Below are 15,994 nucleotides of genomic sequence, written 5' to 3'. Positions count from 1 at the left end.
AGGGGAGTTAGTGATGAAGATCACTTATCGTCATTTTGGCGATGAAATCCACCGATTATCGTCTGCCGCTTGATTAAGCTGGAGGATGTTGCATTTTTGCAGAGATTTGTTGCGACAGGTTTTTCTCCATCCGGTCACAATCCAGATGGAGACAAGCCTGCTATAACGGAAATCAGGCCTTAAGCATGGTCTTTCCATTGCGAAACGCCTGATGCCAGGAAAGTGCTTCTTCAAGAACATGCGGTGTATGGCCGCCACGTTTCAGAGCATCGCGGAAATAATCCGCAAGCTGGTCGCGATAGGATGGATGCACACAATTGCGGATAATCAGCGCGGCCCTCTCGCGTGGGGCAAGCCCTCTCAAATCGGCAAGTCCCTGCTCGGTTATCAGAATATCGACATCATGTTCGGTGTGGTCAACATGGCTCACCATCGGCACCACCGATGAGATCGCCCCATCTTTCGCAATGGATTTGGTGACGAAGACCGACAGATAGGCATTGCGGGCAAAGTCGCCGGAGCCACCAATACCATTCATCATATGGGTTCCGCCAACATGGGTGGAGTTGACATTGCCGTAGATATCGAATTCCAGCGCGGTATTGATGCTGATCAGGCCCAGACGACGAATAACCTCGGGATGATTGCTGATTTCCTGGGGTCGCAGCAGCAGGTGGTGCTTGTATTCCGCAAGGCGAGGCAAGACACGCTGATACATCTCGGCCGAGAGGGTAATGGAGGATGCGGAGGCAAATGTCATTTTGCCGGCATCAATCAGCTCAAATGTCGAATCCTGCAAAACTTCTGAGTACATTTTCAGATCATGAAAAGGGCTATCGAGAAAACCATGCAAAACCGAATTGGCGATGGTGCCAATGCCGGCCTGCAAGGGTTGAAGATCATAGCCCATGCGGCCGTGCTTGACTTCGTGCAACAGAAGATCGGTCAGATGGCTGGCAATGGCTCTCGTGTCGTCATCCGGCGGCAGGATGGTTGATGAGCTGTCCAGTTTTTCAGACACAACAATGGCGGCAATTTTTTCTGGCGGAATGGGAATGTAAGGCAGGCCAACGCGGCTTTCGGGCGTCACAATCGGAATGGGCATGCGGGAAGGGCGCTTGGAGGGAATGTAAATGTCATGCAGGCCTTCCAGCGTGATCGGCTGCGACAGGTTCAACTCGATAATCACCTTATCAGCCAGAATGGCAAAGCTTGCCGAGTTGCCGACCGATGTGGTGGGCACAATGCCCCCGTTTTCGGTAATCGCCACAGCCTCGACAATGGCAATATCCACCGGGCCAAGCTGGCGGGTTCTGAGAAGCTCGACCGTTTCAGACAGGTGCTGATCGATAAACATCACCTCGCCAGCATTGATGGCCTTGCGCAACGTGGGATCCGATTGAAATGGCATGCGGCGGGCCAGGACATGGGCCTCCACCAACGTCTTGTCGAGATCGTTGCCAAGCGAAGCACCCGTCATCAATGTGATTTTCAAGGGGTGTTTGCGGGCGCGGGCAGCCAGCGCCATGGGCACAGCCTTGGCTTCGCCCGCACGGGTAAAACCGCTCATGCCAATGGTCATGCCATCTTCTATCAGGGCCGCAGCTTCATCCGCTGTTGCCAGTTTTTCAAGAAGGCGGGGGTAGCGAATACGATCACGTAACATCTGCAATCCATCTCCTGTCGCAGTCATTGTCTGCGGATAGCGCTATAAAAACGCTCCGCATGAACCACAGCGCCCTACGTCCTTTTTGGCACAGAGCTTTGCTGCAGCACGTTCAATCTGCCGCATCATATCGTTTCTGATGGAAGGATTTATGCGGCAGTGCGATAGGAGCCTATTGAAGGGCCTGCCGCTTTGACATTTCTCAATTCAGGGGAAATTCACATCTCGGAAGCGTCAAAGATTTGCGCCATGTTGATGCTGCAACACGAAAAACGCGCAAAAAAGCCGCCACCATGCGGGGTGGGGATGATGTCAGATGGCGGGATCTGCAAAAGTGCAGCCCGATTTTCGGGGCAATTAAGCGAAAATTGCCGCCGTTGCAGACGTTGTTGGTGCGACCTGCGACGATGCGGGCTGGGCAGGCGTCTGTGCCGGGGCTGTGACCTGGCTCGGTGCCGCTGGAGCAGCGCTGACCGCCACATGCTTTGCCTGTGCGATGGGTGAGGTCGTGTCTGCGGCTGGATTGGCGGTTTCCGAACGCGGAGCCTTTGTGGATGGCTCTTTTGCTGTATTGGCAACAGAATCGTAGGCTTCCTGCACCTGCGGCAGAGGTGGCGCTGCCACTTTGCGCCCGCTGTCCAGCAGGGCAAACAGGGTGATGGCCGGAGGATGAACCAGATTGAGAATAACTTTGTCCCATAGGCTTTCGCCGCTCTCGGCTTGACGCGCGAGACTGACGGTTTCCTGTTCTGTCAAACTCAAGCTCACAACAGGTGCATGCTCTCGCTCAATTTGAAGAGCGTGCGCTTCCCGTGCCTTGTTGGCGTATACCGGGGATCTGTTCAATTCTACGGTCATTGGCAATCCCTGATCATCTGCTGCATATTTTCGTGTTTCGAACCTCAATCGGGGTAGAAAACATGCGCCAGCTTCTGAATGTTAAAAGCGATTCTCTGCGTTGAATAAAACGAGAAACACTTTGTGCGGATTGATCCTATCAAAGCCATGTTTTCTATTCGCTAAACCAGAATATACAGTTTTACGCAAATGAACATAGGGAAGCGTTTTTATCCGCCACAAAATGCAGCAGGGGATAACCAAATCTTACCGCATACCGGGCAAGATAACCAAGTTTAACATTTCAATATGGGAAGAAGAGAATGGCGCACCCGAAGAGATTCGAACTCCTGACCCCCAGATTCGTAGTCTGGTGCTCTATCCAGCTGAGCTACGGGTGCGTCTAAAACCAAAGTCTTGTGTGTCTCTGGCGGCCAGCAGTTCGTCTCTGCTGGCGTGCCGATCCTCTAAAACGAGACGGGGCGTAATGCAAGGGAAAATCGACAAAAAAGCAGGTTAGTTTTTCAACTTAATGATAAGATTTTGATTGTGAAGGTTTTTTTACAAATGCGATTTTAGCCGAAAATTGTCCAGAGAAACGGGCCTGTCGGGTATTTCGATTCTGAACTGCGTGCCGGGGCCGGGTTTCTCCACAAGTGCGATGGTTCCGCCATGTGCCAGCACGATTTCGCGGGCGATGACCAGCCCGAGGCCGGTGCCGCCAGAGCGTACGGAGCCGCGAAAAGCGGTAAACAGGTTTTCTCTCGCCTTGCGCGGCATGCCGGGGCCGTCGTCGTCCACGGTAATAGAGACGACACTGCCAACCCGATGGGCGGACAAAATGATTCGTCCCGGCAGATCGCTGCCCGATCCGGCGAGCGCCTGGGCCGCATTGCGGCACAGATTATGAATGACGCGAAACAATTGCTCACTGTCGGCGTCAATCTCGATGTCGGGCCGGATCTGGCAGATGAACTGAATCCCGGTGTCGAGCGCGAGGATATCTTCCACCTCCTGGCTGAGGCTGACGAGCGCAAAGCGTCTTCGCCTCGGCTCGGCCTCGGAGGCCTGGCCATAGGCCAGAACCTCACTGGTGTAGCCCACGGCGCGATCAATGGTACGGACCAGTTTGGGCGCGAAACTTTTGACCATGGGGTCTTCCACATCCGCCAACCGGTCGGACATCAGCTGCGCCGATGCCAATATATTGCGCATGTCGTGGTTGATCTTGGAGACGGCCAATCCGAGGTCGGCCAGATTTTTCTGCTGGCGCAGGGTTTTTTGCAACTGCTCCTGCATGCTGGCCAAATGGTGCGCCACGAACGCCAGTTCATCGCGCCCGGACATTTCCCCCATCACCCTCGATGGATCTTCGGGGTGTTCGGCAAAATCCTGAATGTTGCGGGTGAGGCGGCGCATGGGATTGATCAGGATCCTGTTCAGGCTCACGAACAGCAAAAGCCCGGTGATGACTGAAATGATCAAAGAGACGATGGCAATGCGCCCCGCATAGGCCAGCAAGCCGCGATGCAATGCAGCATCAGACATCACCACTTCAACCTGCATCTGGGTGTCGCCAATCGGTCCAGAGACGCTGATGAGCCGGTTGCCCCCAAAGATAAGCGTTTCGAATGCGTCTCGAATGGCATCCAGCGTGCTCACATCGGTGAGGTCATATTGTCCATCGACCTCCTGAGGCATTTCTGTCATCGCCAGCAGGCGCGAGGTTCCGTCCTTGCGCAGCACAATTGCCTTGGTGCCTGTGGCAAGCAGGGTATCGGCCTGCACTTCTTTGGGCAAGGTTCTGGGTTGAAGGCCGTCAATTACCACGCTTGCGGCGGCGGCTTTGTTGATATTGTTGCGCAGCCAGTTGAGGCGCATCGTGGCAATCGAGGGCGCAAAAATCAGCACTTCGGCGGCCAGCACAAAGGTCATTGTCAGCACCAGCACCTTGCCGGAAAGCCCCCTGAGGCGGCTTGGCATTTTCATGGCGTGCGCAGCGTCTGCCGGATCTTTACGGGACTGATCTTTATCGGCCCGATCCTTGTCGATCTGCTCTTTATCAAGCGACTGTCGCTTGTGCATGGGTGAAACCCTCATCGTCTCGGGCGGCGCGCCCCGTGCTGCCTGCATTTGAAAAAAGCGGGCTTACGCTTGTTGTAAATGCTGGCGCGTTATCATTTGCGTTGCACCATATCACGGGAAAATCGCGCGGTAAAATATCAAGATGGCGGGGAATTGCTCTTCGCTCGATTGATCCCGGCATGGGCAAAACCGCGTGGCTATGGCCGCTTTGCTGGGGTTTTGATGCCGATTATGGCCCGATTCTGTGGTCGTTGAAGATTGACTCTTAACCCTATCCTCCGTATAAGCCGCGCGCCTGCCCTTGGTTTGCCCGTTGATCGGGTGCCTTTGGCGTGGCATTCATCCAACGCTCTTGCAAGTGATTGCAAACCCAAGAAGGGCCGCACACCGCGGTATTAAAAAAATGAAGCGTACTTACCAACCGTCCAAGCTTGTTCGCAAGCGTCGTCATGGTTTTCGTTCTCGCATGGCAACCAAGGGTGGCCGCAAGGTTTTGGTTGCTCGCCGCGCACGCGGCCGCGCACGTCTTTCCGCTTAAATGTCGGGTGGGCCCGATGAAAGCGTTGGGCTTATGACGTCTGAAACGACACACAAAACTGTCGGCCGGTTGAAAAACCGGCCGCAGTTTCTTGCTGTTCGCGCTGGCGAAAAGCGCAAGGGTAAATATTTTCTCCTTGAAGTGCTGAAAAGAGCCGATTCCGAGGGCGAGGCCCGCGTCGGATTTACCGTCACGAAAAAACACGGCAATGCAGTTGAGCGCAATCGCATGCGTCGTCGGCTGAAAGAAGCCGTGCGCACAGATGTTTGCTTTGCAATGCAGCCCGGACATGACTATGTGATCGTGGCGCGCCGCGAGGTGCTGACGGCTCCTTTCAATGGGCTGAAATCAGCTCTCAAGCAGCGCATTCAAGACAAATTCAATGTTCGGCATCCCGATACGAGCCGTGCCAGGAAGGTATGATGGAAAACAACCGCAATTATCTCATCGCGATTGCACTTTCGGTGCTGGTCGTATTGGGCTGGCAGTTCTTCTACATGAACCCGCGGATCGAGGCTCAGAAGCAGGCCGAACAGATCAGGCAGGCCGAACTTGCTAAAAACCCGGCAAACAAGCCTGCCGCTGGCGTAGCACCTGTCAATGGTGCCCTGCCGGGTGGTGTTCAGGCAAACGCCACCGAGAGCCGTGAAGATGCCATTGCCAAAAGTGCCCGTATCGAAATTGATACCAATGCTTTGGCTGGCTCGATCAATCTGACGGGTGCCCGTCTGGATGACCTTCGCCTCAAGGGCTACCATGAGACCGTCGACAAGACGAGCCCGATCATTTCGTTGCTCAACCCTGCCGATACCAAGGATGGTTATTTTGCCGAGCTTGGTTACATCGGCGGCGACAAGGCTGGTTCTGTGCCTGGTCCCAACACGGTCTGGACAGCAACGGCTGGCGAAAAGCTGACGGAAACCACGCCGGTCACGCTGACCTACACCAACAATGCCGGTTTGACCTTTACCCGCAAGATTTCGGTCGACGACCATTACATGTTCACGGTGGAAGATACCGTGGCCAACACCGGCAGTGCTGATGCGAGCCTTGCGCCCTATGGCCGCATTACTCGCTACAACAAGCCCGCTGTGGCATCGACCTATGTGTTGCATGAAGGCTTTCTGGGCGTGATTGGCACAGGCAACAGCCTGACGGAAGCCAAGTACGCATCGATTGAAAAAGAAAACGAAGTCAACGCAAAGGCAACTGGCGGCTGGCTTGGCATCACCGACAAGTATTGGGCGGCAACTCTGGTGCCGGATCAGAAGCTTGCCTATGATTCGCGCTTCTCGCACTTCACCGATGGTCAGGCCCGTTTTCAGGCAGACTATAAGAATGATGCGGTCTCGATTGCTCCGGGTCAGTCGACAACGCTGAAAACCCTGTTGTTTGCCGGTGCAAAAGAAGTTCCGGTGATCGACAAATACGAAGTGTCCTACAACATCCCCGGTTTTGACCGGTTGATTGACTGGGGCTGGTTCTACTTCCTCACCAAGCCAATGTTCAAACTGATGGACTTCTTCTTCCGTCATGTTGGCAATTTTGGTGTGGCCATTCTGCTGACAACCATTGTTGTCAAGGCATTGTTCTTCCCGCTGGCCTCCAAGCAATATGCGTCGATGGCCAATATGAAGCGCATGCAGCCGAAGATGGAAGAGTTGAAGGCCAAGTTTGGCGACGACAAGATGGCGCTGCAACAGGCCATGATGGCGCTCTATAAAGAAGAGAAGATCAATCCGGTTGCGGGTTGCTGGCCACTTCTGTTGCAGATTCCGGTGTTCTTCTCGCTCTATAAGGTCATTTATATCACCATTGAAATGCGCCATGCGCCGTTCTTTGGCTGGATTCGCGACCTTTCGGCGCCAGATCCAACCAGCATCGTCAATCTGTTTGGCCTGCTGCCGTTTGAGGCACCAAGCATTGTGCATCTTGGTGTCTGGCCGATCATCATGGGCTTGACCATGTTCTTGCAGATGCGCATGAACCCGACGCCGCCAGATCCAACCCAGGCGATGTTGTTCAACTGGATGCCGCTGGTGTTCACCTTCATGCTTGGATCTTTCCCAGCCGGTCTGGTGATCTATTGGGCCTGGAACAACTCGCTTTCGGTGTTGCAGCAGTCGATCATCATGAAGCGTCACGGCGTTGAGATTGAGCTGTTCAAAAATCTGGGCAGTTTGTTTCGGAAAAAAGAAAAGCCGACGAAATAGCAAGGCTCGTTGATTTGCAAAGCCCCCGGCCACGCGCCGGGGTTTTTGTTTGGGCCAAGCACCGGGTTTTTTGTTTGGAATTGGCATGGTTTTGTGGTCGAATTTACGCATCGGCAAAGCCTGTTTGCGGTCACTCTGGACCATGCGACAGACAGATGCTTTGAATTCAGCCGGCATCAGGAGAATGAAAAAATGACAACGACACACAGCACTGATGAGAAGCCGGTTTTTGGTCGCCCCTGGATTTTTATCCGCGGCGTGCCTGCCATGAAATTTCTGCCACCAGAGGGGCCTCTCGAAATCGCCTTTGCGGGCCGCTCCAACGTTGGCAAATCATCGCTGATCAACGCGCTGGTGGGGCAAAACGGCTTGGCCCGCACCTCCAATACGCCGGGCCGTACGCAGGAGCTTAACTATTTCGTTCCCGAAGGATACAGTGGCGGTGGCGATGATCTGCCACCGATGGCGCTTGTGGACATGCCCGGCTATGGCTATGCCAAGGCTCCCAAGGAAACGGTGGATGCCTGGACCAAGCTGGTCTTCGATTATTTGCGCGGTCGCGCCACGTTGAAGCGGGTTTATGTGCTGATTGATAGCCGCCACGGCATCAAAGCCAATGATGAGGAAGTGCTGTCGCTGCTGGACAAGGCGGCGATGTCCTATCAGATCGTTTTGACCAAGACAGACAAGATCAAGGAAGCGGGCGTTCCGCGTCTGATTGGCGAGACCTTGGAAAAGATCAAAAAGCGTCCAGCCGCCTTTCCCGAAGTGCTGTCGACGTCGTCTGAAAAAACCAGAGGTTTGGACGAGTTGCGCGCGGCGATCTTGAAAACGGTCGGGCTTCAGGCTTGATAATGGGCCAAACCCTTTTGCGGCAAATTTAAAAAGATACAGCCCCGCACGTTGGATAAACGCACGAGGCTGTGTAGAAAAACCGGCGGCAGGAGAGACAACGCCGCCGGCTGCTGTCCGAAATGCTATGTGGGGGTTACATTTTCGGCAGCAAAACCTTGTCGATGACGTGGATAACGCCATTGGATTGCTTCACATCGGCAATGGTAACATGGGCCACGCCACCTGCTTCATCGGTGAGTGTGATTTTGCCCTTTGATTCCTTGGCCTTCAAAATGCAGCCGCCGACGGTTTTCACATCGTGCTCGCCGCCGTCATCCTTGATCATCTTTTCAATTGCGCTGGACATGGCATCGGCTGCCACAACGTGGCAGGTCAAAATCTTGGTCAGCTTGTCTTTGTTGGCGGGCTCAAGCAGGGTCTTGACGGTGCCCTTGGGCAGCTTATCGAAAGCTTCATTGGTTGGCGCAAACACGGTGAAAGGGCCTTTGCCTTCCAGCGTGCTGACCAGACCGGCTGCCTTCACGGCTGCCACCAGCGTGGTGTGGTCTTTCGAGTTGACGGCATTTTCAATGATATTTTTGGTTGGGTACATGGCAGCACCGCCCACCATTGGGTCCTTTGCAAACGCCATGGAACTGCTGGCCGCAATAACAGATACAGCCGTGAGCAGGCGAAGGGTTGTCTTGGTCATCTGTCAGTCCTCTTCCCGTTTAAATTCTTTATCTCTCAATCCCACCCATCATGGTGTGGGGAACAAGAGCAAAGACGAGAGCGAAGACAAAAGAGTTTCAAAAAAAACGAAAAATAATATAAGCAACTGAATGTAAATAATAATTATGGCGCATGGGTCACGCCTGTTCCAATCACCGCGCCGGTTGGCAAGCCTGTTGGCGAGCCGCCGAGAGGCTCAATGCTGACCGCCAGCGTAACGCCATCCTTCAATGCGGCGCGCATGCTGTCAGGCACCAGAAATTCGCCTTCGCCGGTTTGCGGCAAAACGCCAAGCGAGTGCGGCTTGCCGCTGGCCTCGATCATCCATAATTCCAGTGATTTGGCAGCAGAACCGTTGGTGGCAACGGGTGTCACCCGCAAACGGCCGCTGAAGCGATTGTAATTGGCAATCAGCGAGAGATCAGAATTGGTGGTCTTGAGATCGGCAACGATGTGGCGACCGCCATATCGGCCTTCCCACATTCCCATTTCAATGCCGGCCAGCGACGCAACGGCGATGATGCTGACCAGCGAAACACCGCGCCAAACAGTTGCGGAATTCCAAAGGCGGCTGAGCGGGCTGGATTGGCGCATAGGTTCCCGGCCAAACAGCCGGGTTTCGATGGCGGTGAAACTTTCCGGCTTTGGTTTGGCAACCTCATATTCGTCATTGAACTGCGAAAGGTTTTCTTCCCACCGGTGCACAACAGCGGCAAACTGGCGGTCTTGCTTCATGCGAACCTCGACCCGCACTCGGTTTTCCGCAGAAAGCACACCCAGCACATACTCGCCCGCCAGCACTTCGTCTCTGGAGCGGTTCCCTTTGCTTTGGTCTGGTTCGTTCATCTTTCCAAGCACTCTCTCAACGACAACAGGCTGCGACGTAGCCATGTGCGCACCGTATTCAGCGGCACGCCCAAACTGTCCGCCAACTCCTGATAACTTGCACCCTCCACATACGCTGCCCTCACAGCGCGTGCGCGACTAGCTTCCAACTCTTCCATGCACCTGTCAATCCGCTTTCCTTCGCTGCGCAGACTTGTTGCCTGCTCCGGGTTGGGCGATGGATCGGCAATATCCCAGTGCTCATCAATGTCTTGCGCGACGGGTGCGCGGATTCGCAGCTTGTCAATGCAGTGGTAGCGGGCAATGGCGTTCAACCATGCCATGGCATTGTGGCCCGATGCCGCAAAGCTTTCCGCCTTTTGCCAGATTTTCACAAAAATATCCTGCAATGCATCTTCCGCCTCTCCCTTGTCTTTGAGAAGACGAATGCAAAGGCCAAAAAGTTTCGGACTCGTTTTGCGATAAAGCTCGTTCAAGGCAGAGCGTTCCCGCAATGCCACTTTGCTCAAGAGAACTGCAACGTCGTCGTTCATACCACCCTCATGTCACTGGAGATGTGTTCAGATGCCACCCAATAGGGGTCTTGAGTTGCACCATTATGGAATGATTTCGCAAAATGGTGCCCTGTGGATTGCTTTTGTCTATCGATAATTCTGCTTTCAGGGAATTATCATCGGTGTTTGCGCAAAACTTTGAGTCAGGACGATATTTTTCACCGCAAACCGATTTTGATTTCAGACATTATGCAGTAGAAAGCTGCGAACCAACCGAAGGGATCTCCCATGAGCGCCTCCGAAAGCGAAACTCAGGCCCGGCTTCTGGCCCAGGCGCTGCCCTATATGCAGCGTTATGAAAACAAGACCATTGTCGTGAAATATGGCGGCCATGCCATGGGCGATGCCGAATTGGGCAAGGCTTTTGCCAGCGATATTGCGCTTTTGAAGCAATTTGGCGTCAACCCGATTGTTGTGCACGGCGGTGGCCCACAGATTGGCGCGATGCTGAGCAAAATGGGCATCGAATCAAAATTCGAAGGCGGTTTGCGTGTGACCGACCAGAAAACGGTCGAGATTGTTGAAATGGTGCTGGCTGGCTCCATCAACAAGGAAATCGTAGCTCTCATCAACCAGACCGGCGAATGGGCTATCGGCTTGTGCGGCAAGGACGGCAATATGGTCTTTGCTGAAAAGGCCAAGAAGACGGTTGTTGATCCCGATTCCAACATTGAGCGGGTTCTGGATCTGGGCTTTGTTGGCGAAGTGGTCGAGGTTGATCGCACGCTTCTGGATCTTTTGGCAAAATCCGAAATGATTCCGGTGATTGCGCCGGTGGCACCCGGCCGCGATGGCCATACCTATAATATCAATGCCGACACCTTTGCCGGTGCCATTGCTGGCGCACTTCGGGCCGATCGCCTGTTGTTCCTCACCGATGTTCCCGGCGTGTTGAACCGCAATGGCGAGTTGATCAAGGAATTGTCCGTGTCTGAGGCGCGTGCCCTGATCAAGGATGGCACGATCTCGGGCGGCATGATCCCCAAGGTTGAGACCTGCATTGAGGCGATCAATGCCGGTGTGCAGGGCGTGGTCATTCTCAATGGCAAAACTGCCCATTCCGTATTGCTCGAAATCTTCACCGAGCATGGGGCCGGTACACTGATTGTTCCTTGATATTGCACCTGAACGCAAAAAAACCGGCTCTTTGGGGAGCCGGTTTTTTTATTTATAGCTTTTCTGCAACATCGCCGGCCAGCGGGATGGCGGGTTGCGCGCCGGGCTTCAGGCAGGCCAAAGACCCGGCAACGGCGGCGCGCGCGAGCGCCTCTTCAAAGCCAAGACCAGCATCAAGGCTGGCAGTAAAATAGCCGCAGAATGTATCGCCCGCACCCACCGTATCCACCGGCTCAATGGTCAGGCCTTTGGCGCGATAGAGCTTGCCCTGATAAAGGGCCATCACCCCCTCGGCTCCAAGCGTGACGATCAGCGTTTGGCCGGTTTCGCCGTGCAGGCGGATCATGGCCGCTTCCCGCTCCGCGTTGCCCATGCCTGTCTCACCGGCGAGGCGTTCAAATTCGGTTTCATTGGCAATGACAATATCGGCCATTTTGCCAAGCCGCGCGGCCTCATCGGTGAGAGGGGCGATGTTGATGACGGTGCGGATACCGGCGGCGCGGGCCTCATGCAGGGCGGTTTCCACAGCGGCAGCCGGAATTTCGAGTTGGAGCATCAGCGTATCGGCTTTGGTCATGCCCTTGAGGGCCATGGTGGCGTCCGCACTGGTCAACATGCCATTGGCACCCGGCACCACGGCAATCATGTTTTCACCGTCTGCTTCCACCAGAATGAGGGCCGTGCCGGTTGGGGCCTCCACGCTTTTCACCGAAGAGAGATCGGTGTCACTGTCTTTAAGAAGGGCAACAGCCTCCGTGGCAAACCCATCCTTGCCGACGGCACCCGCCATTTTGACATTGGCACCGGCGCGGCGCGCAGCCAGTGCCTGATTGGCCCCTTTGCCGCCAGCGGCTGTGGTAAAGCCCGTTCCCGCAACGGTTTCGCCCGGTTTTGGCAAGCGGGTGGTGGTGGCAATAAGGTCCATATTGATGGAGCCAAAAACGGTAATCATGGCAAGGCCTCCTGAATCAGTCTGGATCTCTTTTGGGCGACAGTTCAGTCTTCGTCAACAACCCGCAGCTTGAGAAGGCCTGTACGGCTCTCTGCCGATGTCTCACGCGGGCCGGGAGCGTTTGAGCGTCCGGCCAATTCGGGAGCAGGTTCAAAATCCATGGCTTCGATTTTGGCTCCGCGTTTGTTCAATTTGTCGGCGGAGGTCAAAATCATATCGACATCCTTTTGCGCCGCCAGAAAATGGCTTTGCAGTTTGCGGGTGCGATCATCCAGACGCCCGAGATCATCCATCAGGTGAATGACTTCAGCCTGAATGAGATGGGCCTGCTCGCGCATACGCTGGTCTTTGAGCACAGCTTGAATAACCTGAATCGACAACATCAACAGCGAGGGCGACACAATAACGACACGAAGGCGATGGGCGCGTTGGACAATGCCTTCGAAATTCTCATGCACTTCGGCAAAAATCGATTCGGATGGCACAAACAGAAAAGCCGTATCCTGCGTTTCGCCTGCCAGAAGGTATTTGTCGGAAATATCCTTGAGATGCACTTCCATATCACGACGAAATTGCTGACTGGCGATCTTCTTTTGCTCCGGCGTTGTGGCATCGCGAATGGCGTTCCAGGCTTCCAGCGGAAATTTTGCATCGATCACCAGCGGCGGCTGACCATTGGGCATGCGGATGGTGCAATCGGGTCTGTTGCCGTTGGAAAGCGTGTCTTGAAACGCATAAGCGCCCATGGGCAGGCCATCGGCAATAATGGTTTCCATGCGCGCTTGCCCGAAAGCACCACGGGTTTGCTTGTTGGATAAAATGGCCTGCAGACCAACAACATCCTTGGCGAGACTTTGGATATTGTTTTGGGCGGCATCAATCACGGCGAGGCGTTCTTGCAGCGTGCGCAGATTTTCATGGGTGGATCTGGTTTGCTCGGTGATGGTTGTGCCAAGACGGTGCGTTAGTCCATCCAACCGCTCATTGATCGTGCGGTTCAATTCGGCTTGTTTGGAGCCGAACACTTCCGTCATGGCCGCCATGCGGCCTTGCATCTCGGCGTGTGCCTTCATCAAGGCCGCCATGCGCTGGTCTTCTCTCATCTGCCGCTCATCGGCCAGATCAGCAAGCCTGTCATCGTCTTCGGTGGTGCGGCGCGCAGAAAAGATAAGAAAAAACAGCGCCAGCAACAGCAAAAAACCAAAGCACAGCACCAAAGCGCCAAAGCTGAATTGAAATGTGCCCAGGGTCAGAGCAGGCGAGACGAGAAAAGAGAGGAGTGTGTTCATGGCGCAAGCTTAACAGATTTGCGCGCCGTGAAAAGATCAAAACAAGAACATTTATGGGGGAATGCAAAGCATGTCTTGAGAAACTGTCTGAGAAAATGACAACCTTCAAGTGTTTTGTAAATAAGAAATTTACCTAAATTGATTTAGAACTGACTAAATAAAAGCTTCATATTGTTCAGCAAAAGGATCGAGTTGATGATGACTGCAGACGAAAAGGCAGCCCTTGCAAAACGGCTCGATTTTATCGGATTGGATGATCAGTCTCGTGACGTTTTGCGTAGTTTAGGTCCGACAATTCGTGCAAATGTTGGGGCTGGGCTGGATGTTTTCTATAAAAAGGTGCGCTCAACGCCGGAAACAGCGCGCTTTTTCCGAAGCCCGGAACATTTGTCTGGCGCAAAAGCACGGCAAGAAGAGCATTGGGGTGTGGTTGGCACCGCCAATTATGATGATCGATATGTTGAAGGTGTTCAGGCTGTTGGTCGCGCCCATGCCCGGATCGGGCTTGAGCCGCGCTGGTATATTGGCGGTTATGCCCTGCTGTTGGAGCAATTGGTTCATACGGTGATAACCCAGCGCTGGCCAAGCCGGTTTGGCAGGGGCGGTTCTGAGAAGCTGGCGCAGGAGGTTGGCGTTATTGTGAAAGCCGCTCTTCTGGATATGGATTATTCGATTTCCATCTATCTGGAGATTTTGTCAGAACAACGCGATCAGGCCGAAGCCACCCGCATCAAGGCCGAGGAAGAGCAAAAAAAGGCCTTGGCAACGTTGACAGATGCTTTGGCGCGCTTGGCCAAAGGCGATCTGGAGTTTCATTTGCCCGATGACATGCCGGTGAATTTTCGCCAGGTGGCAGACGATTACAATCGCTCGGTGACGACTTTGGCCGAGACGCTGTCGATTGCGCGAAGCGCCGGCGAGGAAATTCTCAAATCCACCTCTTCGATTGCCGAAGCGACCGGCAATCTGGCCCACCGCACCGAGCAGCAGGCCGCGGGCCTGGAGGAGAGCACGGCGGCCTTGCACGAATTGTCTGGAAGCGTGTCCACCGCTGCCGAAGGCGCGCAGAAGGCTGCAAGCGTCGTGCGTGTGACCTTGAGTGAGGCGCAAAGCTCTGGCGAGGTGGTGACCCGGGCGGTTGACGCCATGGGGGCCATTGAAAAATCGTCGGATGCCATTTCCAAAATTATCGGTGTTATCGATGAAATTGCCTTTCAGACCAATCTTTTGGCCTTGAATGCGGGTGTTGAAGCGGCGCGCGCTGGCGAGGCGGGCCGGGGTTTTGCCGTTGTTGCGCAAGAGGTGCGCGAACTGGCGCAGCGATGTGCTAATGCGGCACGCGAGATCAAGGGCTTGATTTCGCAAAGCTCGGGTCAGGTGCAGTCGGGCGTGGGGCTGGTCAACAGCGCTGGCGAAGCCCTGCAGAAGATCATCACCCGGATTGACGAAATCAACACCATTGTCGCTAAAATTGCGCTGGCGGCTGCGGATCAATCGGGTGGTTTGAAAGAAGTCAGCACCGCCGTTGGCAGCATGGACAGCATCACCCAGCAAAATGCCGCCATGGTGGAAGAAACATCCGCCCAAACCCAAACACTCCGTGATGAAGTCGAGCGGTTGGTGGGAGCGTTGCGTGGCTTCAAGACGCATGACGTCAATGCTGCGGCAGGTTCTGGACACCACCATGATGTGGAGGGGCGCAGTTTGCGTCGAGCGGGATAATCAGCGCTGCTTGGCGGAAATCGCGCGTTTTTTCGATTTCCTTGAAATCCATGATGGTTTATGGGGAAACCCATGACAATAAAGCCCATTATTATTTTGCCCGACCCGCTGCTTCGCGAGGTCTCCAAACCCATTGAGCGGGTCGATGCCGATCTGTCCCGCTTGATCGATGATATGCTGGAAACCATGTATGATGCGCCCGGCATTGGTCTGGCCGCCATTCAGGTGGCTGTGCCGCGCCGTTTGCTGGTGATTGACGTGTCCAAGGAAGGCGAAGACAAGCAGCCGCTGGTCTTTATCAACCCGGAAATTATCACCGCATCCGATGCCCGCTCGACCTATGAAGAGGGCTGCCTCTCCATTCCTGATTACTATGCGGAAGTGGAGCGTCCGGCTGCTGTGACGGTCAAATCGCTGGATCGTGATGGCAAGGAACAACTGATCGAGGCCGATGGCCTGCTGGCCACCTGCCTACAGCACGAGATTGACCATTTGAACGGCACATTGTTCATTGATCACATCTCAAGGCTGAAGCGCGACATGGTGATCAAGAAATTCACCAAGGCTGCAAAGTCCAAATAAGCTTCTTGTTTTTTGGGCTTGGGTTTCT

15 protein-coding genes and 1 tRNA gene are annotated in these 15,994 nt (G+C 54.4%); 7 read left to right on the top strand and 9 right to left on the bottom strand.

Annotated features, from left to right (window positions below):
- Positions 1-172: 172 nt before the first annotated feature.
- From scpC to BJF95_RS08390, 4 genes are all read right to left on the bottom strand, one after another.
- Positions 173-1,666, bottom strand: coding sequence for a succinyl-CoA:acetate CoA-transferase ScpC (gene scpC / locus BJF95_RS08405; RefSeq protein WP_075639018.1), 1,494 nt, complete (start codon positions 1,664-1,666; stop codon positions 173-175).
- Positions 1,667-2,023: 357 nt separating this feature from the next.
- Positions 2,024-2,524 (bottom strand): hypothetical protein, encoded by a 501-nt coding sequence (locus BJF95_RS08400; protein ID WP_075639017.1) that lies wholly within the window; start codon positions 2,522-2,524, stop codon positions 2,024-2,026.
- Between the two features lie 303 nt (positions 2,525-2,827).
- Positions 2,828-2,904, bottom strand: a tRNA-Arg gene (locus BJF95_RS08395).
- A gap of 160 nt (positions 2,905-3,064) precedes the next feature.
- On the bottom strand, positions 3,065-4,588 hold the full coding sequence (locus BJF95_RS08390; RefSeq protein WP_425348685.1) for an ATP-binding protein: 1,524 nt from the start codon (positions 4,586-4,588) through the stop codon (positions 3,065-3,067).
- A gap of 403 nt (positions 4,589-4,991) precedes the next feature.
- Between BJF95_RS08390 and rpmH the strand changes: the two genes are divergently transcribed.
- From rpmH to yihA, 4 genes are all read left to right on the top strand, one after another.
- Positions 4,992-5,126 (top strand): 50S ribosomal protein L34, encoded by a 135-nt coding sequence (gene rpmH / locus BJF95_RS08380; protein ID WP_075639015.1) that lies wholly within the window; start codon positions 4,992-4,994, stop codon positions 5,124-5,126.
- A 33-nt stretch (positions 5,127-5,159) separates the two neighbouring features.
- Positions 5,160-5,549: a ribonuclease P protein component gene (gene rnpA / locus BJF95_RS08375; protein ID WP_083638758.1), complete on the top strand. Its 390-nt coding sequence runs from the start codon at positions 5,160-5,162 to the stop codon at positions 5,547-5,549.
- On the top strand, positions 5,546-7,339 hold the full coding sequence (yidC, locus tag BJF95_RS08370) for a membrane protein insertase YidC (protein WP_175577227.1): 1,794 nt from the start codon (positions 5,546-5,548) through the stop codon (positions 7,337-7,339). Before rnpA ends, yidC begins: the two co-directional genes overlap by 4 nt.
- 192 nt (positions 7,340-7,531) lie before the next feature.
- Entirely contained in the window at positions 7,532-8,191 is a 660-nt protein-coding gene (yihA, locus tag BJF95_RS08365) for a ribosome biogenesis GTP-binding protein YihA/YsxC (RefSeq protein WP_075639333.1), read from the top strand.
- A gap of 136 nt (positions 8,192-8,327) precedes the next feature.
- On the opposite strand, the gene BJF95_RS08360 is transcribed toward yihA, so the two are convergent.
- From BJF95_RS08360 to BJF95_RS08350, 3 genes are all read right to left on the bottom strand, one after another.
- The gene (locus BJF95_RS08360; protein ID WP_075639012.1) at positions 8,328-8,885 is read right to left on the bottom strand and encodes a fasciclin domain-containing protein; all 558 of its coding nucleotides are present in this window, start codon (positions 8,883-8,885) and stop codon (positions 8,328-8,330) included.
- Positions 8,886-9,028: 143 nt separating this feature from the next.
- Positions 9,029-9,751: an anti-sigma factor gene (locus BJF95_RS08355; protein WP_075639011.1), complete on the bottom strand. Its 723-nt coding sequence runs from the start codon at positions 9,749-9,751 to the stop codon at positions 9,029-9,031.
- Positions 9,748-10,284 (bottom strand): sigma-70 family RNA polymerase sigma factor, encoded by a 537-nt coding sequence (locus BJF95_RS08350; protein WP_075639010.1) that lies wholly within the window; start codon positions 10,282-10,284, stop codon positions 9,748-9,750. Before BJF95_RS08350 ends, BJF95_RS08355 begins: the two co-directional genes overlap by 4 nt.
- 249 nt (positions 10,285-10,533) lie before the next feature.
- Between BJF95_RS08350 and argB the strand changes: the two genes are divergently transcribed.
- Positions 10,534-11,421 carry an acetylglutamate kinase gene (gene argB / locus BJF95_RS08345; RefSeq protein ID WP_075639009.1) on the top strand — a complete coding sequence of 296 codons (888 nt, stop codon included), beginning with the start codon at positions 10,534-10,536 and terminating at the stop codon, positions 11,419-11,421.
- A 52-nt stretch (positions 11,422-11,473) separates the two neighbouring features.
- Here argB and BJF95_RS08340 read toward each other — a convergent pair whose 3' ends face one another.
- Positions 11,474-12,373 carry a ribokinase gene (locus tag BJF95_RS08340; RefSeq protein WP_075639008.1) on the bottom strand — a complete coding sequence of 300 codons (900 nt, stop codon included), beginning with the start codon at positions 12,371-12,373 and terminating at the stop codon, positions 11,474-11,476.
- A 44-nt stretch (positions 12,374-12,417) separates the two neighbouring features.
- Positions 12,418-13,662, bottom strand: a complete 1,245-nt coding sequence (locus BJF95_RS08335; protein WP_083638757.1) for a DNA recombination protein RmuC — start codon at positions 13,660-13,662, stop codon at positions 12,418-12,420.
- A gap of 195 nt (positions 13,663-13,857) precedes the next feature.
- Here BJF95_RS08335 and BJF95_RS08330 point away from each other — a divergent pair, with 195 nt between their 5' ends.
- Together BJF95_RS08330 and def are read left to right on the top strand one after the other, a co-directional pair.
- Positions 13,858-15,384, top strand: coding sequence for a methyl-accepting chemotaxis protein (locus BJF95_RS08330; RefSeq protein ID WP_075639007.1), 1,527 nt, complete (start codon positions 13,858-13,860; stop codon positions 15,382-15,384).
- Between the two features lie 72 nt (positions 15,385-15,456).
- Positions 15,457-15,966, top strand: coding sequence for a peptide deformylase (def, locus tag BJF95_RS08325; protein ID WP_075639006.1), 510 nt, complete (start codon positions 15,457-15,459; stop codon positions 15,964-15,966).
- Positions 15,967-15,994: the final 28 nt, after the last annotated feature.

This window comes from Rhizobium oryziradicis (assembly GCF_001939045.1).
GTDB classification, from domain to species: Bacteria; Pseudomonadota; Alphaproteobacteria; order Rhizobiales; family Rhizobiaceae; genus Allorhizobium; species Allorhizobium oryziradicis.
The sequence above is the reverse complement of the archived record's forward strand: the minus strand, read 5'-3'. Positions and strand labels throughout refer to the sequence as shown.

Bases quoted from the DNA above. Each gene is read 5' to 3' on its own strand.
- yidC (WP_175577227.1), top strand. From the start codon at position 5,546: ATGATGGAAAACAACCGCAATTATCTCATCGCGATTGCACTTTCGGTG.
- BJF95_RS08330 (WP_075639007.1), top strand. From the start codon at position 13,858: ATGATGACTGCAGACGAAAAGGCAGCCCTTGCAAAACGGCTCGATTTT.
- BJF95_RS08335 (WP_083638757.1), bottom strand. From the start codon at position 13,662: ATGAACACACTCCTCTCTTTTCTCGTCTCGCCTGCTCTGACCCTGGGC.
- scpC (WP_075639018.1), bottom strand. From the start codon at position 1,666: ATGTTACGTGATCGTATTCGCTACCCCCGCCTTCTTGAAAAACTGGCA.
- rnpA (WP_083638758.1), top strand. From the start codon at position 5,160: ATGACGTCTGAAACGACACACAAAACTGTCGGCCGGTTGAAAAACCGG.
- BJF95_RS08360 (WP_075639012.1), bottom strand. From the start codon at position 8,885: ATGACCAAGACAACCCTTCGCCTGCTCACGGCTGTATCTGTTATTGCG.
- BJF95_RS08390 (WP_425348685.1), bottom strand. From the start codon at position 4,588: ATGCACAAGCGACAGTCGCTTGATAAAGAGCAGATCGACAAGGATCGG.
- BJF95_RS08355 (WP_075639011.1), bottom strand. From the start codon at position 9,751: ATGAACGAACCAGACCAAAGCAAAGGGAACCGCTCCAGAGACGAAGTG.
- yihA (WP_075639333.1), top strand. From the start codon at position 7,532: ATGACAACGACACACAGCACTGATGAGAAGCCGGTTTTTGGTCGCCCC.
- argB (WP_075639009.1), top strand. From the start codon at position 10,534: ATGAGCGCCTCCGAAAGCGAAACTCAGGCCCGGCTTCTGGCCCAGGCG.
- BJF95_RS08340 (WP_075639008.1), bottom strand. From the start codon at position 12,373: ATGATTACCGTTTTTGGCTCCATCAATATGGACCTTATTGCCACCACC.
- BJF95_RS08350 (WP_075639010.1), bottom strand. From the start codon at position 10,284: ATGAACGACGACGTTGCAGTTCTCTTGAGCAAAGTGGCATTGCGGGAA.
- BJF95_RS08400 (WP_075639017.1), bottom strand. From the start codon at position 2,524: ATGACCGTAGAATTGAACAGATCCCCGGTATACGCCAACAAGGCACGG.
- rpmH (WP_075639015.1), top strand. From the start codon at position 4,992: ATGAAGCGTACTTACCAACCGTCCAAGCTTGTTCGCAAGCGTCGTCAT.
- def (WP_075639006.1), top strand. From the start codon at position 15,457: ATGACAATAAAGCCCATTATTATTTTGCCCGACCCGCTGCTTCGCGAG.